Raw genomic sequence first — 21,456 nt, 5'->3', positions numbered from 1 at the left:
CATCCACCTGTTCCACGGCCAGGTTGCTGGCGGTGGCATTTAATTTGCCCGGCTGACTGACAAGGGCGGTCACTTGATGACCGCGACGCAGGGCTTCTTCACGCAGGGCAGAACCGATAAAACCGCCGGCACCAATCAATGCAATCTTCATGGGGTATCTCCTGATTCAATGTGTTTCGACTAGTATCGGCATTTGCACTGATTGGAAAAATAGCCTAATAAGTAAATCAGTGTTGTTGATTTCTGAACAGTGGGGCTGACGTGGAAGCGGAATTCGATCTCAATGCCTTGCCCTTGTTTCTGGCCCTGGCCAGGGCGGGGAGCTTTACCGGCGCAGCGGAACGGCTGGGGTGCAACAAGAGCAAGGTCAGCCTGTCTATCAAGCGCCTGGAGCAGCGCCTGGGTGTGGCGCTGGTCACTCGCACCACCCGTCAGGTACAACTCACCGAAGCCGGTGAGCGGCTGCTGGCCGGGCTGACGCCCCTGTTTGCCGAGCTGGAAGGCTTGCTCGATCAGGTGGAGACCGACCAGCAGACCCTGCAGGGGGAGCTGCGTATTACCGCCCCGGAGGATTTCGCTGCCCAGGTGGTGGCGCCGGCGGTGGTGGCCTTCAACGCGCGCCACCCGCAACTGGAGATCGAATTGCGCACCGGCGACAGCGTGGCGGACATGGTCAAAGAGGGCATCGATCTGGCCATTCGCCTGGGCTGGTTGAAGGATTCGTCGTTGCGCGCCACTCGTCTGGGGGAATTCGAGCAGTTTCTGGTGGCGTCTCCGGCGTTCATGGCAAACCATGGGCCGGTAACCCATCCCCGGGAGCTGGCCGCCTTGCCCTGGGTGACGTTCACGCCGTTGCCGTCCCCACTGACCTGGACTTTTTCCAGGGCAGACGAGCGTTGCACAGTACGCATGCAGGGAGCATTGAAAGCCAATGCCACAGCGGTGACCAAACAGCTGCTGTTGCAACAGGCAGGGCTGTCGGTGCTGGCGGATTCCATTGCCGCTGACGCCCTGGAGCGGGGCGATCTGGAGAGAGTGCTGCCGGACTGGGATTTGCCCGGCGGTGGCATTTACGCGGTCTACCCGCCGGGGCGTCATACCCCGGCCAAGGTGCGGGCCTTTGTGGAATTTCTGCGCGAGCGGTTATGAAATGAGTTATGTGAAGAGCTATGAAGAGGAAACTCTCAGCCGCGATGCGGTGGAGCAACGCCCCGGCACCTGGGTGCTGGAGTTCGGCGCCAACTGGTGCGGCTACTGCATCGCCGCCCAGAAAGACATCGAAACCGTGTTGGCTCCCCGTGACGATATACACCATGAAAAAATTGCCGATGGCCCCGGTCGCCCCCTGGGGCGAAGCTATCGGGTCAAGCTCTGGCCTACGCTGATCCTGGTTCGCGACGGCAAGGAAATAGATCGGGTCGTTCGCCCCACTAGTGCTGATCAGATCCGCCAGCTACTTGCGTAGGAGCGTCGCTGGCGGCGCATCAGAAACCAAGATCAAAAGCCTTTTCACCACAGAGGGCACAGAGCACACAGAGAAAAACCGGTTTTCCCTCAGTGATCTCTGTGCCCTCTGTGGTAAATACCGCTTTTCAGGTTTTGGGTTTATGCACTTCGTTCCGGTTCGCGCCGCCAGCGATGCTCCTACGATTTAATGGTTTCAGGTGCGGTTTCCAGCACCACCTTGCCCACCGATTGCCCCGAGCGCAGCAGCGCCAGAGCTTCATGGGCATCCTTAAAGGCAAAGCGATGCCCCACATGGGGTGGTGGCTGGGCTATTGCTTCCAGTTCTTTCAGCAACGCCTGCATCTTGCCTTTCTGTTCCCATAACCAGATCAGGTTGAAGGCCAGCACCGAGCGGTTGCTGCTGATCATCTCCATCACGTCGTAGCGGGGGCGGCGCAGGTAACGCCAGGCGGCTTTCAGGTAGTTGGGGCGATTGTGGCTGGGGGTGAATTCGGCGGCGCCGAATACCACCAGCCGCCCCATGGGGTTGAGGGCGTTGAAGCTGGCGGTCTGAACCTTGCCGCCGATGGCATCCAGTACCAGGTCGAAGTGTCGTTTATCCCGTTGCAGCTGCCCGGCAAAGTCTGCCTCGCGGACCAGGATATCCTCGAACCCTTGTTGCCGTAGCCAGACGGCTTTCTCTTCGTTGCCCACCGTGCCGGTGGGGCGGGCGCCCAGCGCCTCTACCAGTTTCATGGCCTGCAGGCCCACGCCACCGGCGGCGCTGTGGATCAGCACCTGCTGGTCTGCTTGCAGGGCACCAAGATGGGTGAGGGCATACCAGGCGGTCAGGGTCTGTGCCGGCCAGGCGGCGCCCTGAGCATAGTCCCACTCCACGGGCAGCGGGATCAGGTAATCCGGCTCGCTGTCGATGACGGAGGTATAGCCGCCAAAGCGGGTGACGCCCATGACCCGGTCGCCTGCTGCGAATTCGTGGGTTTGTGCCCCGGTTTCCAGCACTTCTCCGGCAAACTCCAGGCCAGGGGTAAAGGCGCCTTGCGGGGTGGCGGAATACAGACCGGTGAGGGCAAAGATATCGGCAAAGTTCAAGCCGACGGCATGCACCTTGATGCGGACATGATTATCCGCCAGGGCGGGCAGGTTGCCGGTGTGCAGCGTCAGCCGCGCCATATTGCCGGCGCGGTGGGTCTGCCAGTAACGAAATGTGCTCATCCCAGACTCCGGCACAAAAGCGGGAGTATGGGACGAGGAGGGACGTAGCTCAATGGGCCTTATTGCAGAGCCTTGTGGAGCGGCTGGTCGACACTGAAGCGGCCACCACCGGACAGTGCCAGGGAGACGCTGGCGGCCAGCAGGGCCAGGCCGAACTCGTAGCCGTTGTTGCTCATGAACAGGCCGTTGTCGATATGCACGGTGACGATGGCCACGATCATGGTAAAGGCCAGGGCCACGGCGGCCGGGCGGGTGAGCAGGCCGATCAGCAGCGCCAGGCCGCCGAGGAATTCCGCGCTACCTGCACCCAGGGCCATCAGGTAGCCGGGCTCCAGGCCGATGGAGGCCATCCACTGGCCGGTGCCTTCCAGGCCATAGCCGCCGAACCAGCCGAACAGCTTCTGGGCACCGTGGGCCATGAAGATGATGGCCACCGGCAGGCGAAGAGCGAGTGGAGCCAGAGTGTTGTCGGTACGGGTCAGGCTGGTAAGCAGGTTTTTCATGGCTTGATGTCCTTCTCAATTCAAGTATCAGTAGTGAAGCGATGGGGATATTTAAATATCAACTGGTAAGGATTAAAAGCGGTATATTTTGCTGTTTTTGTTCTAATTATTGAATGTATCAGAGCTGTACCTGATATTTCGCTGAAGTATTGTGCGGGTAGCAACTCAGGTGGCGATGCCCTCTTTCCTTTTCCCGGCCCAGACGCTTGAATGGCACACACTGGAATGTCTTCACTGGGAGTAGAGATGGTCAACAATCCGGATATCGGCAAGCTGGTGCTGCGTTTGACGTTGGGCTTACTCATGCTGTTGCACGGTATCAGCAAGTTGCAACATGGGGTGGGCTGGATTTCAGGGGAGCTGGCTTCCCACAACCTGCCTGGTTTTCTGGCCTATGGGGTCTTTATCGGTGAAATCATTGCCCCGTTGATGGTGATACTGGGAGTTCATACCCGTATTGGTGCGGTGTTGATCGCGGGCAATATGCTGGTTGCCATTGTGCTGGTGCACATGGGTGAGATATTTGCATTGAGCAAGACGGGCGGCTGGGCATTGGAGCTTCAGGGCTTTTTCCTGTTCTCCGCCGCTGCCGTTTTCTTCCTGGGGGCAGGTAAATATGCCATCAGAAAGTGATCGGGGATAAGCGGGCGCTTTTCCGTTCAGCACGACTCAAGGCCGCTTCCTGACCGGGCGGCCTTTTTCTTTCGGGGTTGCGCGTTCAGGTACAGTAGCGACCATACTGGCTTAGCGCCTTGCTGCTGTGCGGGTCAACAAGGTCTACCCACACTTGCAGGGAAGCCTGGTCCCGGGTGTTCTGCAGATTGGTGAAATCCCCGGCGACGATATTGCCTTTCAGGGTATCGCCTGCCTGAGGTGTGGCGCCGTCCAGTTGCTTGACCAGCACCATGCCGCCACGGGTGTTGAGCAGCATGTATTCACAGCTCTGGCTGAGGACGACAGTGGCCTGTTGCTGATTGGCGTGAGCCGTCTGACCGAGCAACATACAGCCCGCCAGACCGGCACCGAGCAGATGCAGTTTGAGTGCTGACATGGTGATCCCTTCCTTTTTATTGTTACACCTACACCTTACGTTGGCGTACCGGCCCGGCCTGTTGTGCAATGTCAGTAAAGCTGTAACCGGGGTGTAGTGTTTTTTTACATTCCATCGACTGCTAGGGAGCCTCTGAATAACTCCTTGGATGGTGGCACAGGCGATGTCACGGCAACATCATCGTTATGTCTCTTTATGCAGTAGGGAATTCGGGCGATGAAAGCCGATTTGAGTAATAGGAAAGACAGGGTCGAGTGGGACGATCAGAGCAGGGATTGGATACAAAAAAGCCGCACCCGAAGGTGCGGCTTTTAGGTTGGCAAGGTTGCCGGGAGAAGGGTTATTTCAGTTCCTTGGAACTTAGACCCAGTACCCGACGGGCAATAACCAGTTGCTGGATTTGCTGGGTGCCTTCGAAGATATCCAGAATCTTCGAGTCGCGGGCCCATTTTTCCAGCAGCTCATCTTCGGTGTAGCCGATGCTGCCGGCCAATTCCACGCAGCGCAGGGTGATCTGATTACCCACGCGTCCTGCCTTGGCCTTGCAGATGGAGGCTTCCAGGGTATTGGCCTTCTTGTTGTCAGCCATCCAGGCAGCTTTCACCGCCAGCCAGTAGGCCGCTTCCCAGTCCGCTTCCATCCGGTAAATTTCCGCTTCCACTGCGGAGCAGTTGTCCACCGGCTTGCCGTAATCATAGTTCATGCTGTCTTTCAGCAATTCCTTGATGCGCTCCAGTGAGGCCTTGGCACAGCCGATGGCCATGGCGGCTACCAGCGGGCGAGTGTTGTCGAACGTCTCCATGACGCCGGCAAAGCCCTTCTTGGTATCAATTTCCGGGCTGCCCAGCAGGTTTTCCGCCGGCACACGGCAGTCGATGAAGTTGATGGCGGCGGTGTCGGAAGCGCGGATGCCGAGCTTTTTCTCCAGACGCGCGAGCTCCATACCCGGGGTGCCCCAGTCCACCACAAACGACTTGATGGCAGCACGGCCCAGTTTCAGATCCAGCGATGCCCACACCACCACACAGTCGGCTCGGGAGCCGGAGGTCACATAGATCTTCTCGCCATTCAGCACATAGTGATCACCGTCTTTTTTGGCGGTGGCACGAATGGCTGCAGAGTCAGAACCGCAGCTGGGTTCGGTGATGGCCATGGCGGCCCACTTGCCCTTGAACCGTTCCAGTTGTTCGTCGTTGGCCACCGCGGCGATAGCCGCATTGCCCAGGCCCTGACGGGGCATGGCCAGCAGGAAGCCGGTATCGCCGTAGCACATTTCCATGGCACCCAGGCAAACGCCCATATTGGCGCCATTTTTTATGCTGCCGTCGTCCTGCACCTTGCCGCTGCCGGTGGTGGCGGCGCCGGCGGAGTTGGCCGGATCACCTTCGTTGAAGCCATCCAGTACCGACGCCAGCATATCCAGCTCTTTCGGGTATTCGTGCTCGCCACGGTCATACTTGCGCGAGATCGGGCGGAGGGTGCTCTGGGCCACCTGATAGGCGTTGTTGATCAGGGGTTTGAACTTCTTGGGAATTTCGATATTCATGGTTGTCTCCCTCCTTACAGGTGCAGGCCGCCAAAGGCGACACCGATGGCACGCAGATCCCGGTACCAGCGCTCCACCGGGTATTCATGGGTGAAGCCGTGACCGCCCAGCAATTGCACGCCGTCGGTACCGATCTTCATGGCCTTGTCCTTGACCAGGGTGCGGGCCAGATGCGCCTCACGCTGGAAGGACTTGCCCTGTTCGGCACGGCTGGCAGCGCGGTAGGTGAGCATGCGCATGGAATCCAGCTCGATGGCGATGTCGGCAATCATGAAGGCCACTGCCTGGCGGTAACTGATCGGCTCACCAAAGGCGGTGCGCTCGTTGCAGTAGGGCACCACATAGTCGAGCACGGACTGGCAGGTACCGATGGCCAGGGCACACCAGGCCAGGGTGCCCAGGTCCACAAAGGCGCGGTAATCGAAATCACCGTTACCCAGGCGGTTTTCCACCGGTACGCGCACATTGTCCAGCTTCAACGGTCGCTGGCCGCTGGCGCGGATACCCATGGAGGGATCATCGCCTGCTACCAGGCCGTCGCTGCCACCTTCCACGATGAATACGGCCGGGCCGTCGTCGGCCTGGGCGGCCACCAGAAAGATCTCTGCTTCGGCGGCCAGCGGCACCAGGGATTTTTCACCGTTGAGGACATAGCTGTCACCGTCCTTGCGGGCGGTGGTCTTGAGGGCCATGGGGTCGAACAGCGGGTAGGGTTCGCACACGGCAATGGTGGCCTTGGGCGGGCTTTCTTCCGCGAAGGTGCTCAGGTACTTGTCCTGCTGTTGCGCGGTGCCCCACTGGGTGAGGGCGTTGGCAACGCCCATGGGGGCAAGGATGGCCACCGCCTGTCCCATGTCACCGTGGGCCAGATCTTCGGCCACCAGCATACTGGTCACGGTGGAGCGTTCGCTGGCAGCGCCGCCGAGGGCTTCCGGTACGGCAAAATAGTTGAGCCCCAGTTCCAGCGCCTGGGCAATGACCTCGTCGCTGGTCTTCTGGGTGGCATCGGCTTCTTCTGCCTGATCGCGCAACACATCGCGGGCAAAGGACTGCACGCTGTCACGAATCATCTGCTGCTCGTCGGTGACGCTCAGATCAAACAGGTCGCGGGTGTGGCCCGGGGCGTTCAGCCGTTCCGGTTTTTTGCCCGGGTTGCTGGACTTGAAAGTGCGGGCAGTGGTGGTGAGCACCTGAAAGCCGCTTTTGGTGAGCGTGTAGGCAAGCCGTTCCACGGTCTTGCGCATGCCGATCTTGTCCAGCACTTCAGAGCTGGCCAGACGGTTAAGCGCGGTCAGCGCATAACCAACTGCATCTTTTGCCATGAGAGTTCGCCTCGTTGTTGTGTCTATTTGCACTCGATTATGGACCGGAGGGGCTCAGTCACATTGACCAGTGTGACCGATGGGTCGGGCCAAGTAGCAACCGAGGGGCGCTGTAGACCTAGCCACAGCGGGCAGGAAAGGGTAGAGGCAGGCGGCTACGAGCTACGCTCGTTGGATAGGGAAAGGCCAAGAAGTTCCCACGAAATCCGTGTTCTCTACGAAGCCGTTGTAGGAGCGGCGCTTGAGCCGCGAACCGCGCTTGCGCGGAAATCGCCCGCAGGGCGATCAGGAGTGTCAGAGCTCGACAGGTTCCAGAAAGAACAGCGGACAGACCTTCGATCTCCGCCGCCTCGCCAAACTCGGTTCGCACCTCAAGAGGTGCTCCTACCTTTAATTAAACTCGCCAATGCTCGAAGCGACGCTCCTAAGGCCCGGGTCGTCCCGTTGAGCGCGGGCAGGGCGCGATTCGATTAGCACGGCCCAGCCCGCGTTGTAGCTTGTAGCGTGAGGCTTGCTGCTGCCTTTAAAGATTCTCGTAACGATTCATATCCAGAACTGCTGCCTCGCTGGGCTGGTGCTCTTCCAGATAACGGGTCAGGTCATGGAAGTAGGTCCAGAACTGCGGATGGGTACGGCGGATACCGAAGCGGGCAGTCAGTGCGGTGAAATCTTTTTCCTTCTCCACTTTCTGCATGGCGGCGACAAAGTCATCCACCTGATCAGCCTGCACGTTGAACATGAAGTTGGGATAGCTGGCCAGTACGCCGGGGTAGATCGTCAGGGTATCCAGGGTTGGCTGGTAGCGCAGGGATTCCCCCAGCATGAAGGCCACATTGGTGTGGGCCCGATTGCGGATCAGGGTATAGATTTCGCGCTCGCCGTTTTCATTTTCCACCCGCAGCATGGTGACCTCGGGCATGAAGTTTACTGCTTTCAGATCCTGGGCCAGGGTGGAAGCAATACTGACCAGCGTGGTTTCCGGTCCTTTTAACCAGCCAGCAATATCATTGCGGTGACAGTTTTCCCCATCGCAACGATTGATTGGGTCCGGACGGGCGTTGATGGCGGCAAAACGTTTCAGCAGGCCAGTGTTGAATTCATTGACCGGGGTATTGGTCTGATACTGGATGCCGGTGGGGTGTTGGGTATCCACCGACGCATAGCTCACATACAGGCGCAGTTTGCCGGTGTTCTGGTACCAGTAGTCCACCACCGGCTTGCGAAGTTCGCGAGGAAAATAACGCAGGGTATTCTGTTCTGAACCGTTGCGAATCAGGTCGAAGTAGAGGCGGGTCTGGGCCTGGTGAGACACAGAACCGAACACATTGAAGTTCACCACCAGGTTGTAATAGCTACGTTCGAACAAGGGATAATCCATTACCCAGGTGGTCAGTGGCAGGTCGCCGATCAAGCCTTTTCGCACCGAGGCATTATCGTGGTGGCGGAAGATGGTCAGCAGGGCGTTGCGGTTTTTGCCGTCGCCGTCCCAGAGGCTTTCCCAGGCGGGTCCTTGTGGGTCTTTTTCCCCGTAGGCCTGGTGTCGGGCGTCCAGATATTCATTGCGATTGCCACTGTATTTGAGCCATTGAGGGCCCAGTGACAGTAAATTGTCTTCCTGGCCGGGCAGGCCGAGGAGGCCACTGACCTTGGCGCGATAATTGTCATCGGTAATGTAGAGGTCGTGATCCGGATCCTGGAACACGGCCCAGAAGTGGTCGCGTATCACATCGGTGGCCACCTGGCCCCGGCAAACCGGCCCGCGAATAAAGGTGCGAACAAAGTATTCCGCTTCATCCAGCATGAACTGGTAACGGGCGCGTGCAGGAATATCCGCAAACGTCTGGAAGGGGTTGGCGCGTTGTTCGTAGCTGTAGCCAGGCAGTGTTTCCACTTCCCAGTCGCCGGCAAAAAACTGCTCCCGGGTGCGGGCCAGTTTTTTGCCGTTGAGCGGAAAAGTAATGTGGGTCTTGTGTGCCAGACTGCCACGAACCGGCGCCAGCCGGTACCAGAAGTGTTCGGGAGGCATGTCGTTGGGGCGCACACTGTCCAGCGGTTTCAGAGGCTCGCCCGGTGGGGTGCTGGAGCGGTACAGCTTATAAAAAAGATTCGGTTTGTCACTGCCATCGCCGAAATAGAGATGAGCCAGGAACAGGTGTTCGTAGAGCCAGCGAGCCACCAGTTGATGGCGCTTGTCTTGCTGGTTGAGCATTTTTTCCCAGGCCTGGATTTGTCGTTGCTCGTCTTCCGACAGATCGAAGGTCTGGTAAGACAACGGGGCACCTTGCTTGAGCCACTGGCTGACCGTGCTGAATTCCTGGTCGGTGAGGCCGGTAACGGCCAGGGGCATGCCGCCCATGGGATGTTTGTCGGCGTAGTCGGCAAACTCCTCGGGCTTGGGGCAGGCATTGACTCGCTGCAATCCCAGAGTGATGTCATCCGGTAATTTTTCGTTGTCGGCAAAACGGTGTTTCCTGCCCAGCTCAAGCATGTTGTAGAGCAGTGATGACTGCATGCCGTCGGTGCTATCGATGACAGAAAAGAAATCCTTTTCGCGCCATTGCGCGGTGGTCAGCGCATCCTGAAACAGCCGGGTAGGAGCCACGGATTCGGTGCGGGCACCGTTGTAGACCTTGTCTTTGCTAGCGCCGCGATCCAGCCCCTCGGGGGCTTCCAGTTTCAGCTGGCAGGGGGCGTCATAGCAGCCGTGACAGGCCAGGCATTTGCTTTCAAAAATGGGCTGGATATCGGTCTGATAACTGAGGGAGCGCTCGGCAGCGACAATGGGAGAAAGCAGGAACAAAACACTGAGCAGGGGCAATCTGACCCGATATCGTTGCAACAAGAACATTTCACTGGCTCCCTGTGAATTTGAATCAGTCTAGCTGTGCCTGCCAGGGGTGGCTACGGTTGTGTCGCCGGGTGGGGGTAAACCTTGTAAAAGGAGAGGTGACGGGTCTACTCAGAACATGGGGACCATGGTGGCAGCCCAGCCAATCAGCACAGCGATCACGGCGGCGGCAGTGAGTTGATGCCTCAGCTGGCGGTACCAGCCTGGCAAGGCTTCGGTAAAAACCATCTGCTCTGTGCCCCAGACAAACACCAGTCCCGCCGCCAGCATGGGCAGGGAGAATTCCAGCGGCAAAAGTAGCGCAAACCAACCCAGCACCGCAGGCATGATGCCAAACAACAGGGTGGGGAACTGGTTGCCACGATCAAACTGATTCAGTGCTCGCCCCCAGTGCACCGCGCCCAGAAAGGCAATGATGATGGCGGCATAGGCGGCCACGCCCTGCAAGGCCCACTCGCGGCAGGTATCCAGCCAGGCAAGCAGTGCCAGGCTGTAAAAGGGAATGAGCCCGCCGTAGGCAAGCCAGCGAGCACGACGGATATTGTTGTCGGTATGAGAGCCCAAGGCGGTCATCCATGACGTGGAGAATTCATACCATTATCTTGCTGCTGGAGTGAAGGTCAGGACAAGGTTATTCAGCGGTTGCCTGATTCCAGGGCCGGGCGGTCAGGTGTTTGGGCAGGTACAACGGGTGGGCGGGTTCTCCTGACCCATTCAGGCGGATGCAATGCATGGCAGGCAATTGGGCCGACACAGCGCTGGCCCGGTCCATGAAGCGGCCGTGGTTGCCCCAGGCTGCCACGACCCGATCTGCCTGCCGGGCCAACTTACGCAGCCACGGGTCGTTTTTCGGGCCCACTGGATCGTCAGCGGCAAACAGATCGTTGGGGTAAGTGGCCCGGTAGGCAAACAGGTTGGCCACGCACAGGCCGGAGTAGCCCCAGTCCCGGGCGAAGCCCATGCAGCGGCGAATGGTGGGGTCATCCTGGCGATGATCGGCGGTGGAGGGATTGAGGCCGATCAACAGCAGGAAATCATCGCCCGGCCCCCAGTGTCGCCACAGGGCATAGCGGTATTGGCGGCAGCGGGAGAAATTGGCACCGCGTTGCAGATCGTGGGAGGACTTGGTCATGGCTGCGTATTGTAGGCATCTGCCATGATATGGCCAGTTTCCAACAGGAGAGGGTGATGGAATTCAGTGATGTGATTCGCGCACGCCACAGCGTGCGTGCCTTTACCGATCAGCCGGTCAGTGATGATCAACTGCAAGCGGTGCTGGAAGCTGGCACCACGGCACCGAGCTGGTCGAATACCCAGCCCTATCAGATCGCTATTGCCCGTGGCGAGGTGTTGGAAAGCCTGCGCCAGGAGTTGCCGCCGCGCTTTGACAAACTGGCGGCGCTGCAGAAGGCGCCGATGTTGAAAAAGGCTCTGGCCTGGCTGCGCAAGGACGGCATCCCCGATGGCGACTTCCGACCGGTCGTTAACTACCCGGAGGATCTGCAGCCGCGTCGGGTTGCCACCGGGCATGGTCTCTATCAACTGCTGGATATTGGCCGTCAGGATAAACAGGCTCGTCATGAGCAGATGCGCGATAACTTCCGTTTCTTCAACGCTCCGGTGGCCCTGTTTGTGTTCATTCACGAAGGGCTGGGTATTTACAGCGCGTTGGATGCGGGGATTTTTCTGCAGAACGTTATGCTGGCGGCCACCGATGCCGGCCTTGGCACCTGTGCCCAGGGGGCGCTGGGTCTATGGCGTTCGCCACTGGAGCAGCATTTCCATCTGCCTAGCAACTACAAGTTACTGTGCGGGCTGTCGTTGGGGTACGAAGCCGACACCCGGGTCAATCAGTTCCGCCCTGAGCGTCAGCCCCTCAGCGAGTTGCTGATCAAGGAAAAATAGCGTTCAGCGCGCGGTGAAGATGCGCAGGATGGGGAAGCGGTGATAGCCGAAAAAAACCATCTTGCGCTGCTGTTCGCCGGCGGCGAAGGAGCCCTCCAGCCCGGAGGGGTGGCGCCGTTCGCCATTGGCGAACTCTGCCACCAGGTAATTATCCTGCAGGATGCGTTTGCCGCCGTCGCTGTTCTCCACTGTGATCAGCGCCCAGCGCTCACCACTGTCACTGCTCAGGGTATTGGCTTCCCGTATTCGAAAGCTGCTGGCACTGGGTTGCAGGGGGCTGTCCCGATCAAAACGGGCGTCACCATCGATCTGCACCGGTGTGTCGAAACGCAGTACGGTGTCATTGTCGGCCCGCGCAGCCGTGCTGGCAGTGGTGTCGGCAATGCCCAGCAACAGCGCCTTACTGAGTCGCAAGCCCTTGTCGGGCCAGGTCACGTGTATGGGTAAGCAGACTGGCATCGCCGATATCTCCATGGCCGGGAACCACGATGCTGGCTTCACTGTAGTGGGTCAGCACGTTTTCCATGGCAACAGGCCAGTGGTTGGCGTCCGAGCCTTCCACATAGCCGATAGCAGTGGCCGAGCCTCCCTTCACTGCGCACCCTCCGATTAATACCTCATCGCGGGCATACCAGACCAGGATATTGTCAGGGCTGTGTGCGGGGCCCGGGTAATAGAGTTCAAGACAAGCGCACTTGATCCGTGATAGCGCCGTGAAAACCTCGAGGCTCCGGGGTGGGGGAATGGCCGGATCGTAGAAGGTGTCGGGATCGGTGCGGGGGATGGTCAGAGTGGCCGGGTGGGCCCAGGCGGGAACGTCCCGTTCCGCCAGCGTCTGTGCGCCGCCCATGCGGTCGTCGTGGGAGTGGGTGAGGATGGCCAGATCCGGTGCCTTGCCAAACTGCTGTTCGATCCAGTCGAGTAACAGCGCTGTGGGGGCCTCGCCCCAGGCGGTGTCGATCAGGGTCAGGGTGTCTTCTTCGCTGATGATCAGCCCGTTGGAGGGATAGCGCTTACCCTGGATCACTTCCCAGGAGCGGTGCACCCAGGTGTGTTCGGTCAGCGGGTAGACCTGCAGATCATCGCTGAGACGGATTTTATCGGCCTGCAGAGGCAGGCTGATAAACAGTAACAGGGCAAGGGCAATACGCATCATGGATCTCCTGATCAGAACACCCATGGTACGACGGTTTGCGATCGGCCGTGTGACGCGCTTGGCACCGGGAAAGCATTTCTCATTTCCGTAGGGTGCACTGAGCCTGAGGCGAACTGCACCCTACGGGGAGTCAAGGTTGCCGTGCCTTAATGAATCTCAATGGTCTTGCTGCCTTGCCCATGGTGTTCGTGGCGGGGAATGGTCAGAGACAGGACCCCGTTGTGAAACACCGCTTCCATGGCCTCGCCGTCCGCGTCTGCAGGCAGATTCAGCATGCGCCGGAATTGCCCGAAACGCCGCTCACTGTAGTGATAGCCATCCCGCTCGGAGCTCTGCCCCTCCTGCTTCTGGCCTGCGATGGTAAGGGCGTCATGGTTAAGGGTGATTTGCAGATGCTGTTTGTCCACACCGGGGAGTTCAGCGGTGATCAGGTAGTGATCATCGCGTTCAAGAATATCCAGGTTGGGGCGGAACGGGATGCTGGGCTCCGCGTGTGGCGCCGGGGTGGTCCAGGCCATATCGCCCAGCATCTGCTCAAACCAGTTATCGAACTCCCGCTCCCAGCGCAGTAGCGGATGCCGTGGTTGTCGCTGTGGCAGGGGCCGTTCGTGGCTGCTTTCCTGGCTCAGCCAGTTCCAGGGAGTCATTTTGTGCATATCCATCGCATTGCCTCCTTTGAGGAAAATTGCCTTTCCTCTTCCTTTTTTGAGGCAAGTAAGCGCCGCTTTCAATGGTTTATTGATTAATATTTGAGCGACTTCAGGTGGGCTGCCCTTGTAATGGCTGCCCGTTGGTGCCACAGATGAGGTGACTGAGGACAAAAAAGGAGAGCGAAATGTCCGATCATCATGTCTACAAGAAAGTGGAACTGGTGGGCTCATCCAAGACCAGTATCGAGGAGGCCATCAATAACGCCCTGGCCAGCGCCAGTGAAAGCCTGAAAATGATGGAATGGTTTGAAGTCACTGAAACTCGCGGCCATATCGTGGATGGCAAAGTAGGCCACTATCAGGTAGGTCTGAAGGTAGGTTTCCGGATTGCCGGGTCTTGATGAACTGAAAGTTACCAGCTACAAAAAAACCGCACCCTTTCGGGCGCGGTTTTTTTGTTTTGCAGCTAGAAGCTAGCTGCTAGTCGCTTATACCGCTTCCAGATCCAGGGAACGCTGGCAGACCCGCGCAGTGCGGATCACGTGGAGCTGACGGGGAGACAGGTCTTCCGGCAGATCGACGGTGCTGTGGTCCTGGTGAATCTTGATCGGACCGATCAGACGGCTGGGCAGTTTGGCTTCGTTGGCGATGGCGCCGACGATGTTGCCCGGCTTGACGCCATGGTCATGACCGACCTGGATGCGGTAGCTGCGCATCACCTTGTCGCTCTTACCCTTGTTGCCACGGGAAGGACGATCATCACGACGGCCGCCTGCCGCGTGGGCCGGTTCACGACGAGAGCGTGTTTCCTTGATCATTTTCGGTTCTTTCAGGATCAGCGGTTCACGTTTGAACATCATCACTGCAAGCGCCGTCGCCATGTCGTTATCGCTGACTTCCATGCTGTCGCGGAGCTGGTTGACCAGTGCGCGGGTTTCGTCCTGGCTGTTGCCTTCCAGCAAGGCGGTCAGTTGCTCCTGGAAGCGGGCAATGCGCTTGGCGTTCAGGTCATCCACTGACGGCAGAGTCATCTTTTCGATGGCCTGGCGAGTGGTGCGTTCGATCTGACGCAGCACGTGCTGCTCACGGCGGGAAACGAACAGAATCGCGTCGCCTTCGCGGCCGGCACGACCGGTACGGCCGATACGGTGTACGTAGGCTTCCGGGTCGCCGGGCATGTCGTAGTTGATCACGTGGGTGATGCGTGCCACGTCCAGACCACGAGCAACCACATCGGTGGCGATAAGCAGGTCGAAGCGCTTGTCCTTGAGGCGCTGAACGGTTTTTTCACGCTGCTGCTGCGGGATGTCGCCATTCAGGGCTTCAGCACGCAGGTTACGGCGGTTCAACTGTTCAGCCAGTTCCAGGGTGGCTTGCTTGGTGCGCACGAAGACGATGATGGCATCGTGTTCTTCGGCTTCCAGAATACGGCACAGGGCATCCAGTTTATTCAGCCCGGCTACGGGCCAGTAGCGCTGACGGATGCTGGTGCCGGCGGTGGCGCCGACGCCATTGTCGATGCGTACCAGCTTGGGGTTCTTCAGGTGCTGATCGGCAACCTTGCGAATCACCGGCGGCATGGTGGCCGAGAACAGGGCCAGCTGGCAGTCGTCCGGCGTACGCTCGAGTACCCATTTGACGTCATCAATGAAGCCCATGCGAAGCATTTCATCGGCTTCGTCGAGCACCATTGCCTGCAGGTTGTTCAGGTTCAGGGAGCCACGTTCAATGTGGTCCATGACGCGTCCAGGGGTACCGACAATCACCTGGGCGCCGTCACGCAGGCCTTTCAGCTGCGTACGATATTCACCGCCGCCATAAATCGGCAGTACCTTGAGTCCTTTGATGCCCTGGGCAAACTCTTCACAGGCTTTGGCCACCTGGATAGCGAGTTCACGAGTGGGGGCAAGAATCAGCATTTGTGGTTGACGCAGGGATGCATCCAGCCGTGCCAGCAGTGGCAGGGCGAAAGCGGCGGTTTTACCTGTGCCAGTTTGTGCCTGGCCCAGCAGGTCGTGACCATCGAGCAACAGCGGGATGGCTTGCGCCTGAATCGGCGACGGCTCCTGGAAGCCCTGACGGGCAATCGCAGCGAGCAGAACCTCGGGCAGGCCTAAATCGGCGAACCCGGAACGGGAATCTGACATGTGTTACCTATGAATTGGGAGGAGGGGCCGAGCGAGCGTCGGCGAGGACGCGAAAGTATACGCCTGTTAAGCGACTGTTGCACGTTTTTTCGCCAATGTGGCTGGTGGGGAGGGGGTTCGGGGAGTTGCAAGTTGAAAGTTGCAACGCGGGCCGGTGTTGCTGCCATCGGGCATAGGCCCTACCCGCGCTCCCCGGTAACGGTGGTGCTGTTCCCGTGACATTGCATGTCATCTTGGGTGGGAGGTGTTGCCAGCACCGTCAATGATGGCCGGCAATCGCGGGCATGGCCTAGGCCGTATGGCTCGGGTTGATCCGCGTTGTAACTTTCAACTTGTAACTCGCTCCTGCTCCCTAGTTCAACGGATAAGCCGTCCAGCCGTCGGTCCAGTTCTGTACGCTGCCGGGGCGCACTGCACCGAGATAGGTGGCGGCTTCGTCCCAGAATTCGCCTTGGGGAATGGGGCTGGCGCCATTACGGGCTGGCGAGCGAGAGGTGGGAGCGAAGTCCGGGTGGGAGGCGCTGGTGGCGTCACGGGTCAGCAGTGGGTCTGTGCCAAACTGGGCGGCCACGGCACTGCTCTGGAAGTAACGGCGTTCGTCGAAGTCCCCGTCGTCATTGTTGTCACCGGTTTCGGGTTCAAAGAAGGTCAGCCCCCGGCTGCCGATACGGTTCACCATCATACTTTGAAAGCTGAGCTCGCCTTTCTGGATGCGCGCCACTGTTTCTGTGCCCTTCAGGTCAATGGTTTCTCCGGAGAAGCCGTCGATGATGATGTTGTGGAAGTGGCCGCCGGAGCCGGCCTTGAGGGTCATGGCACGGTGATACTTGTCGTGACTGCGCGGGCTGATCAGCGTCACGTTGTACATGGTGGGAGCGGATAGAGGGCTGGCGTCAGGGTTGCCGCCCTGGTTGTCACCCTCGAAGGCATTGTCACCGGCATCGGCATGTTGCTGAATGGCAAGGAACTGCACTCGGCCGCGCCAGCCCATATCCCAGTCCAGGGAATCGTCGCCGGCGCCGGTGATGACGATATGCTGCAGATCCACGGTGCCGCCAAACACTTCGATGCCGTCATCCAGTGAGCGGTGTACCTGTACATGGCGGACAATGGTGCCGTCACCGCACCCGCCCAGGGTCAGGCCGTTGAGTTCGTTGTTGGCATAAACTTCGAAGCCGGCAAATTCGATACGGCTGTATTCCATTATTCCGCAGGAAGAGCCCGGGTCACTGCCGCCGAAGGCGCCCCGGGCATCACCATGGGGCACCCCTTCGATCTGGGCGTCCGCCTTGTTGACCGGGGCACTGCCCAGCATTACCACACCGCCCCAGTCACCGGTGGCGCGGGTGCCTTCGGGCTGGTGACTGGTAAAGACGATGGGGGCACTTTCCTGGCCACGGGAAAAAAGGGTGCCGTCGCGGGTAATCACCAGCGCAGAACCGGGGCGGCCCTCAATGCGGGTGCCCGGCTCTATGGTCAGATTGGCACCGGCTTCCACGTAGACGATTCCGTCGAGAATCCAGGTGGTGCCGGCATGCCAGGTCTGGTTGCCAAACACAGAGCCTTTGACCACCTGTTTGCCGGCAACCAGTTGATGAAGGGGCTGATAAGCAAAGTAGCCAATCACACCGAGCATCATCGCGGCCAGACCCAGCCAGGCGTACATCCATTGTGACCTTGCGCTTTGCCCGCTACTGACGGATGCACTGCCCAGGGTTTCAGCGATATCGGGGTTGGTGAGCGGCAGCGAAGAGCCGCTTGCTGGTGGGCGCTTGTGCAGCAGCATGCCGTCTCGGTTGGCGTCCTGCAGTTTCAGGCCCAGGGCTCGGATTTTCCGGTTGTCGCTGTTGACCGCACGGTTAATGACCTCGGCCCGATAGACCGGATCATTGAGCAGTGTATTGAAATGCACAAAGCGCAGGCTGCTGTCATTTTCCTGGTCAAAGTTCTGCTTCAATTGCCACAGCAATTCCACAAGCTGCGCGCGCGGAGACGATACTGCATCCACCATAAATCCCCCCAATCGGATTAGGCGATATTCGGAAAGAAGCAGTGTGTAAAAGAAAGATGACAGGAAGGTGAAAAGTCAAAAGCTACAAGCTACAAGCTACAAGCTACAAGCTACAAGCTACAAGCTACAAGCTACAAGCTACAAGCTACAAGCTACGCTCGTTGGATAGGAAAAGGATAGAAGGTTCCTCGTACTTCGTCATTTCTACGAAGCCGCTGTAGGAGCGGCGCTTGGGCCGCGAACCTTGCGTAGCAAGGAAATCGCCCGCAGTGCGATCAGGAATGGCAAAGCTCGACAGGTCTCTCCAGAAAAAATAGTGCTTTGACGTTGGCCTCTGTTGCCTCGCTACGCTCGGTTCGCACCTCAAAAGGTACTCCTACATCAACGACCTTCGCCAAGGTCGGAATCGCGCCGCGAGCGACGCTCCTACAGAGCCTCCCACAAAAAAACGCGGGCAGGGCGCTATGTGATTAGCACGGCACCCGCCCGCGTTGCAGCTTGTAGCTTGAGGCTTGCAGCTATTACTCTCCGAGAATCGCGTCAGCCCCTTTCTCGGCAATCATCACTGTCGGCGCATTGGTGTTGCCACCGATCAGGGTGGGCATAATGGAGGCATCAATGACGCGCAGGCCTTCCAGGCCGTGGACGCGCAGCTGGCTGTCGACGACGGCCATGTCGTCGCTGCCCATTTTGCAGGTGCCCACCGGGTGGTAGATGTTGTCGCACTTTTGACGCAGGAAGTTACGGATATCCTCGTCGCTTTCCACATTATTGCCAGGGAAGATTTCATCGCCCCGCCAGTCGGTGAGAGCATCCTGAGCCATGATCTTGCGCATGGCCTTGACGCCACGGACCATCCCTTCCATGTCGTCCGGGTGCTCCAGGAAGCGCGGATCAATCAGGGCCGGGGAGCGCGGGTTGGCATCACGCAGGGTGATGTTGCCACGACTCTTGGGGCGCAGAATGCAGACGTGGCCGGAGTAGCCATAGCCCATGCTGAACAGCAGGTTGAGGCCATGGTTGTCCAGTTTGGCGGCGGTCAGGTGTAACTGCAGATCGGGGATCGCTTCGTCCGGGCTGGATTTGATGAAGCCGCCGGCTTCGGCCACGTTGGAGGTGAGCTGACCGGTGCGGCGGTAGAAGAAATCGATAAACCCTTTCAGACCGGAGGTGAGCAGGGCGCCTGGCGCCAGGCTCAGGGTGTCCTTGCGCAGGCTCTTGTGTACCACCAGGGCGTCCGGGTGATCCTGCAGGTTTTCGCCCACACCGGGCAGGTCGTGGACCAGCGGGATGTTGTGCTCGGCCAGTTCTGCTGCCGGGCCCACGCCGGAAAGCTTGAGAATCTGCGGCGAGTTGATGGCGCCGCCGGAGAGGATGACTTCATTGTCGGCCTTCAGGGTGCGGATCTGACCCTTGTGCTCCACTTCCACGCCGATGGCTCGCTTGCCGTCGAAGAGTACCCGATTCACCAGGGCGTCGGTCATGATGGTCAGGTTGGGCCGGTCCATGACCGGGTGCAGATAGGCACGGGACACGCCACAACGCTCACCGTCCTTCTGATTCACCTTGTACATGCCCATGCCTTCCTGGACATCGTTGTTGAAGTCGTCGGTAGCGGGGTGTCCGGCTTGAACGCCCGCTTCAATAAAGGCACTGCTGACAGGGTGGGTGAAACGCAGGTCGGCAATGTTGAGCTTGCCATGGGTGCCGTGGAATTCACTTTCTCCGGGCTCATAGTGCTCACAGCGTTTGAAGACTGGCAGCACTTCTTCAAAGCTCCAGCCTTCATTGCCCAGTGAGGCCCAGTGGTCATAATCCCATTTGTGGCCACGTGTATAGCACATGGCATTTACCGCGGAGGAGCCACCCAGGGTTTTACCCCGGGGGATATAGATCTGGCGATTGTTCAGGGCTTTCTGCGGTACCGTGTAATAACGCCAGTTTCGCGCATTGGAGCGCATCATCAGGATGATGCCGGCAGGAATGCGGATAAACAGGCTGTTGTCTGCCGGGCCCGCTTCCAGCAGGCAGACACGGTTGTTGGGGTTTTCGGAAAGACGGTTGGCAAGTACGCAGCCAGCAGAACCGGCGCCGACAATAATGTAATCAAACTGCATGATGTCTGCCTTGAGCTTGGTTGAGACAGGAAAATCCGGTGAAAGCTCCCCCTCAAGAGAGGGAGTGAATATTCGTAAACAGGATGTCTATTCTAGGAAACACGGCCATGAAAACGAGACCTGTTTGTGACCCGTTGGTCCAATGTATACCAGCACTGCTGTTTTTGTCTTTGGTTCTGTTGCCTGTCAGAGCTGTTTCGGCGGTGCCGGAAGGCTGGCGGGAGGTGGTTTTCGAGGGCAAGACCGAGTACCGCCTGGAACAGGGTTGCTGGCAAAGCCGGGCTCGGGGCACGGCGTCGGGGTTGGTTCGGGAAAGCTCCGTGGATGTGGCCCGCACGCCCCATCTGCATTGGCAATGGCGTGCCGACCAGATAGCGGACTGGCCGGATGTGAGCGAGAGAAGCAAGGCGGGGGACGATTTCCAGGCCCGGGTCTATGTGGTGAAGAAGGGTTGGCTGCCCTGGCAGACCAGGGCCATCAACTATGTCTGGTCCCGGCAAGCGGCGCCGGGCACGTCCTGGGCCAACCCCTTTGCTTCCCAAGCGGTGATGGTGGTCGTGCAGGGGCCGGGCGGTGCCGGCCACTGGCAATCGTTCACACGAAATGTGCGCGAGGATTTTCGCCGCTTTCATGACATGGACGTGGGTAACGTGGATGCGGTGGCGATCATGACCGACGGAGATAACACGGGAACAACGGTGGCCAGTTGCTACCGGTTGCCTGAATTTCGCGCCATTCCTTGATGCGGGTAGTTGCAGTGCGGATGCCGCCCTGTTTATTATTTGTTCAACCCGGTGTTTGTGATCAGGCGGTTGCGGTCGCTTGATCAGAGATAACCGGGCAAAGGCGCCACTACTGTGTGGACCCTATCCAGGAGACAGTCGCTACGTCTGCTTCAGACACCACAGTCTGTTTGCACCTCTGTCTTCTTTTCCCGCTGTCGCAGAATCGTCACTGGTTTACGAGATCCTGTTCCGCGCCTCGGCATTCAGCCGTACCTGGAAGGTTGTGCCTATTTGGGGCGCAGCAATGATCGTGAGGTAGCCCATGAGTGAACGCATTCTGCGTCTCGACAAAACCGGCACTGCCGTTGAATGGCTGGACTGGCAGATGGCTGCCACCCTCTATGCCCGGGGGCTAGTAACCTGGACGCTGGGAGATGTGATCTACCGTCTGCGGGGTGGGACCTGTCGGCTTTCCGGGGAGCGTTCCAGCCTGTCCCTGCATTCCATCATTGCCTGCGATGGTGTGGCCAATCCCCACAAGCGTCCTGCACCGCCATTGACCAACCGGGCGCTTTTCCGGCGTGACCAGCATGTGTGTCTCTATTGTGGCAAGCCTTTCCCGGAACACGTCCTCACCCGTGACCATATTGTACCGACCTCGAAAGGGGGGCGGGATCGCTGGTCCAATGTGGTCTCTGCCTGCCGGCGCTGTAACCAGCGCAAGGGTAACCGGCGCCTTGAATATATCGAGATGGATCTGCTGGCGCTGCCCTAGGTGCCGAACATGGCCGAATAC

22 protein-coding genes are annotated in these 21,456 nt (G+C 58.9%); 7 read left to right on the top strand and 15 right to left on the bottom strand.

Translation table 11 applies throughout. The features are described from left to right. A partial coding sequence (locus tag ACFE0K_RS06945; protein WP_434535371.1) for an NAD(P)H-binding protein occupies window positions 1-151 on the bottom strand: 151 nt, incomplete at its 3' end. Window positions 152-261: 110 nt separating this feature from the next. Between ACFE0K_RS06945 and ACFE0K_RS06940 the strand changes: the two genes are divergently transcribed. After that, window positions 262-1,149, top strand: a complete 888-nt coding sequence (locus tag ACFE0K_RS06940) for a LysR family transcriptional regulator (RefSeq protein ID WP_434535370.1) — start codon at window positions 262-264, stop codon at window positions 1,147-1,149. A gap of 1 nt (window position 1,150) precedes the next feature. After that, window positions 1,151-1,465 (top strand): thioredoxin family protein, encoded by a 315-nt coding sequence (locus ACFE0K_RS06935; protein WP_434535369.1) that lies wholly within the window; start codon window positions 1,151-1,153, stop codon window positions 1,463-1,465. 179 nt (window positions 1,466-1,644) lie between these two features. On the opposite strand, the gene ACFE0K_RS06930 is transcribed toward ACFE0K_RS06935, so the two are convergent. After that, window positions 1,645-2,679 (bottom strand): zinc-binding dehydrogenase, encoded by a 1,035-nt coding sequence (locus ACFE0K_RS06930; protein ID WP_434535368.1) that lies wholly within the window; start codon window positions 2,677-2,679, stop codon window positions 1,645-1,647. Between the two features lie 59 nt (window positions 2,680-2,738). After that, on the bottom strand, window positions 2,739-3,182 hold the full coding sequence (locus tag ACFE0K_RS06925) for a DoxX family protein (protein WP_434535367.1): 444 nt from the start codon (window positions 3,180-3,182) through the stop codon (window positions 2,739-2,741). A 225-nt stretch (window positions 3,183-3,407) separates the two neighbouring features. Between ACFE0K_RS06925 and ACFE0K_RS06920 the strand changes: the two genes are divergently transcribed. Next, window positions 3,408-3,815 carry a DoxX family protein gene (locus ACFE0K_RS06920; RefSeq protein WP_434535366.1) on the top strand — a complete coding sequence of 136 codons (408 nt, stop codon included), beginning with the start codon at window positions 3,408-3,410 and terminating at the stop codon, window positions 3,813-3,815. An 85-nt stretch (window positions 3,816-3,900) separates the two neighbouring features. Here the strand turns inward: ACFE0K_RS06920 and ACFE0K_RS06915 are convergent, their stop codons facing one another. From ACFE0K_RS06915 to ACFE0K_RS06890, 6 genes are all read right to left on the bottom strand, one after another. Further along, on the bottom strand, window positions 3,901-4,233 hold the full coding sequence (locus ACFE0K_RS06915; RefSeq protein ID WP_434535365.1) for a hypothetical protein: 333 nt from the start codon (window positions 4,231-4,233) through the stop codon (window positions 3,901-3,903). A 340-nt stretch (window positions 4,234-4,573) separates the two neighbouring features. Then, the gene (locus ACFE0K_RS06910; RefSeq protein WP_434535364.1) at window positions 4,574-5,779 is read right to left on the bottom strand and encodes an acyl-CoA dehydrogenase family protein; all 1,206 of its coding nucleotides are present in this window, start codon (window positions 5,777-5,779) and stop codon (window positions 4,574-4,576) included. A gap of 14 nt (window positions 5,780-5,793) precedes the next feature. Next, window positions 5,794-7,101, bottom strand: coding sequence for an acyl-CoA dehydrogenase family protein (locus ACFE0K_RS06905; protein ID WP_434535363.1), 1,308 nt, complete (start codon window positions 7,099-7,101; stop codon window positions 5,794-5,796). Window positions 7,102-7,624: 523 nt separating this feature from the next. Further along, on the bottom strand, window positions 7,625-9,949 hold the full coding sequence (locus ACFE0K_RS06900; RefSeq protein WP_434535362.1) for a fatty acid cis/trans isomerase: 2,325 nt from the start codon (window positions 9,947-9,949) through the stop codon (window positions 7,625-7,627). Window positions 9,950-10,060: 111 nt separating this feature from the next. After that, the gene (locus ACFE0K_RS06895; RefSeq protein WP_434535361.1) at window positions 10,061-10,513 is read right to left on the bottom strand and encodes a DUF3429 domain-containing protein; all 453 of its coding nucleotides are present in this window, start codon (window positions 10,511-10,513) and stop codon (window positions 10,061-10,063) included. Between the two features lie 67 nt (window positions 10,514-10,580). After that, window positions 10,581-11,081, bottom strand: coding sequence for a DUF1643 domain-containing protein (locus ACFE0K_RS06890; protein WP_434535360.1), 501 nt, complete (start codon window positions 11,079-11,081; stop codon window positions 10,581-10,583). Window positions 11,082-11,137: 56 nt separating this feature from the next. Between ACFE0K_RS06890 and ACFE0K_RS06885 the strand changes: the two genes are divergently transcribed. After that, window positions 11,138-11,854: a nitroreductase family protein gene (locus tag ACFE0K_RS06885; RefSeq protein ID WP_434535359.1), complete on the top strand. Its 717-nt coding sequence runs from the start codon at window positions 11,138-11,140 to the stop codon at window positions 11,852-11,854. Window positions 11,855-11,857: 3 nt separating this feature from the next. On the opposite strand, the gene ACFE0K_RS06880 is transcribed toward ACFE0K_RS06885, so the two are convergent. The 3 genes from ACFE0K_RS06880 to ACFE0K_RS06870 form a co-directional block, all read right to left on the bottom strand. Continuing rightward, entirely contained in the window at window positions 11,858-12,268 is a 411-nt protein-coding gene (locus tag ACFE0K_RS06880; protein WP_434535358.1) for a hypothetical protein, read from the bottom strand. Beyond that, entirely contained in the window at window positions 12,255-13,010 is a 756-nt protein-coding gene (gene bla / locus ACFE0K_RS06875; RefSeq protein WP_434535357.1) for a subclass B1 metallo-beta-lactamase, read from the bottom strand. The genes ACFE0K_RS06880 and bla overlap by 14 nt, the downstream gene beginning before the upstream one ends. 146 nt (window positions 13,011-13,156) lie before the next feature. Beyond that, entirely contained in the window at window positions 13,157-13,672 is a 516-nt protein-coding gene (locus ACFE0K_RS06870; protein WP_434535356.1) for an Hsp20/alpha crystallin family protein, read from the bottom strand. 173 nt (window positions 13,673-13,845) lie between these two features. Here ACFE0K_RS06870 and ACFE0K_RS06865 point away from each other — a divergent pair, with 173 nt between their 5' ends. Continuing rightward, window positions 13,846-14,061 carry a dodecin gene (locus ACFE0K_RS06865; RefSeq protein WP_434535355.1) on the top strand — a complete coding sequence of 72 codons (216 nt, stop codon included), beginning with the start codon at window positions 13,846-13,848 and terminating at the stop codon, window positions 14,059-14,061. Between the two features lie 87 nt (window positions 14,062-14,148). On the opposite strand, the gene ACFE0K_RS06860 is transcribed toward ACFE0K_RS06865, so the two are convergent. The 3 genes from ACFE0K_RS06860 to ACFE0K_RS06850 form a co-directional block, all read right to left on the bottom strand. Beyond that, window positions 14,149-15,807, bottom strand: coding sequence for a DEAD/DEAH box helicase (locus ACFE0K_RS06860; RefSeq protein WP_434535354.1), 1,659 nt, complete (start codon window positions 15,805-15,807; stop codon window positions 14,149-14,151). 352 nt (window positions 15,808-16,159) lie between these two features. Beyond that, window positions 16,160-17,818, bottom strand: coding sequence for a hypothetical protein (locus tag ACFE0K_RS06855; protein WP_434535353.1), 1,659 nt, complete (start codon window positions 17,816-17,818; stop codon window positions 16,160-16,162). A 521-nt stretch (window positions 17,819-18,339) separates the two neighbouring features. Further along, the gene (locus tag ACFE0K_RS06850) at window positions 18,340-19,935 is read right to left on the bottom strand and encodes a GMC family oxidoreductase (protein WP_434535352.1); all 1,596 of its coding nucleotides are present in this window, start codon (window positions 19,933-19,935) and stop codon (window positions 18,340-18,342) included. A 164-nt stretch (window positions 19,936-20,099) separates the two neighbouring features. Between ACFE0K_RS06850 and ACFE0K_RS06845 the strand changes: the two genes are divergently transcribed. Then, entirely contained in the window at window positions 20,100-20,678 is a 579-nt protein-coding gene (locus tag ACFE0K_RS06845; RefSeq protein ID WP_434535351.1) for a DUF3047 domain-containing protein, read from the top strand. A gap of 304 nt (window positions 20,679-20,982) precedes the next feature. Next, on the top strand, window positions 20,983-21,435 hold the full coding sequence (locus ACFE0K_RS06840; RefSeq protein WP_434535350.1) for an HNH endonuclease: 453 nt from the start codon (window positions 20,983-20,985) through the stop codon (window positions 21,433-21,435). Window positions 21,436-21,456 lie beyond the last annotated feature (21 nt).

The organism is Alcanivorax sp. (assembly GCF_051117345.1).
In the GTDB taxonomy this organism is placed as follows: domain Bacteria; phylum Pseudomonadota; class Gammaproteobacteria; order Pseudomonadales; family Alcanivoracaceae; genus Alcanivorax.
The sequence above is the reverse complement of the archived record's forward strand: the minus strand, read 5'-3'. Positions and strand labels throughout refer to the sequence as shown.

What these genes read in the sequence shown, in the direction of transcription:
- ACFE0K_RS06935 (WP_434535369.1), top strand. Translation starts at nt 1,151, where the DNA reads ATGAGTTATGTGAAGAGCTATGAAGAGGAAACTCTCAGCCGCGATGCG.
- ACFE0K_RS06930 (WP_434535368.1), bottom strand. Translation starts at nt 2,679, where the DNA reads ATGAGCACATTTCGTTACTGGCAGACCCACCGCGCCGGCAATATGGCG.
- ACFE0K_RS06925 (WP_434535367.1), bottom strand. Translation starts at nt 3,182, where the DNA reads ATGAAAAACCTGCTTACCAGCCTGACCCGTACCGACAACACTCTGGCT.
- ACFE0K_RS06920 (WP_434535366.1), top strand. Translation starts at nt 3,408, where the DNA reads ATGTCTTCACTGGGAGTAGAGATGGTCAACAATCCGGATATCGGCAAG.
- ACFE0K_RS06915 (WP_434535365.1), bottom strand. Translation starts at nt 4,233, where the DNA reads ATGTCAGCACTCAAACTGCATCTGCTCGGTGCCGGTCTGGCGGGCTGT.
- ACFE0K_RS06910 (WP_434535364.1), bottom strand. Translation starts at nt 5,779, where the DNA reads ATGAATATCGAAATTCCCAAGAAGTTCAAACCCCTGATCAACAACGCC.
- ACFE0K_RS06905 (WP_434535363.1), bottom strand. Translation starts at nt 7,101, where the DNA reads ATGGCAAAAGATGCAGTTGGTTATGCGCTGACCGCGCTTAACCGTCTG.
- ACFE0K_RS06900 (WP_434535362.1), bottom strand. Translation starts at nt 9,949, where the DNA reads ATGTTCTTGTTGCAACGATATCGGGTCAGATTGCCCCTGCTCAGTGTT.
- ACFE0K_RS06890 (WP_434535360.1), bottom strand. Translation starts at nt 11,081, where the DNA reads ATGACCAAGTCCTCCCACGATCTGCAACGCGGTGCCAATTTCTCCCGC.
- ACFE0K_RS06885 (WP_434535359.1), top strand. Translation starts at nt 11,138, where the DNA reads ATGGAATTCAGTGATGTGATTCGCGCACGCCACAGCGTGCGTGCCTTT.
- bla (WP_434535357.1), bottom strand. Translation starts at nt 13,010, where the DNA reads ATGATGCGTATTGCCCTTGCCCTGTTACTGTTTATCAGCCTGCCTCTG.
- ACFE0K_RS06870 (WP_434535356.1), bottom strand. Translation starts at nt 13,672, where the DNA reads ATGGATATGCACAAAATGACTCCCTGGAACTGGCTGAGCCAGGAAAGC.
- ACFE0K_RS06865 (WP_434535355.1), top strand. Translation starts at nt 13,846, where the DNA reads ATGTCCGATCATCATGTCTACAAGAAAGTGGAACTGGTGGGCTCATCC.
- ACFE0K_RS06860 (WP_434535354.1), bottom strand. Translation starts at nt 15,807, where the DNA reads ATGTCAGATTCCCGTTCCGGGTTCGCCGATTTAGGCCTGCCCGAGGTT.
- ACFE0K_RS06855 (WP_434535353.1), bottom strand. Translation starts at nt 17,818, where the DNA reads ATGGTGGATGCAGTATCGTCTCCGCGCGCGCAGCTTGTGGAATTGCTG.
- ACFE0K_RS06850 (WP_434535352.1), bottom strand. Translation starts at nt 19,935, where the DNA reads ATGCAGTTTGATTACATTATTGTCGGCGCCGGTTCTGCTGGCTGCGTA.
- ACFE0K_RS06840 (WP_434535350.1), top strand. Translation starts at nt 20,983, where the DNA reads ATGAGTGAACGCATTCTGCGTCTCGACAAAACCGGCACTGCCGTTGAA.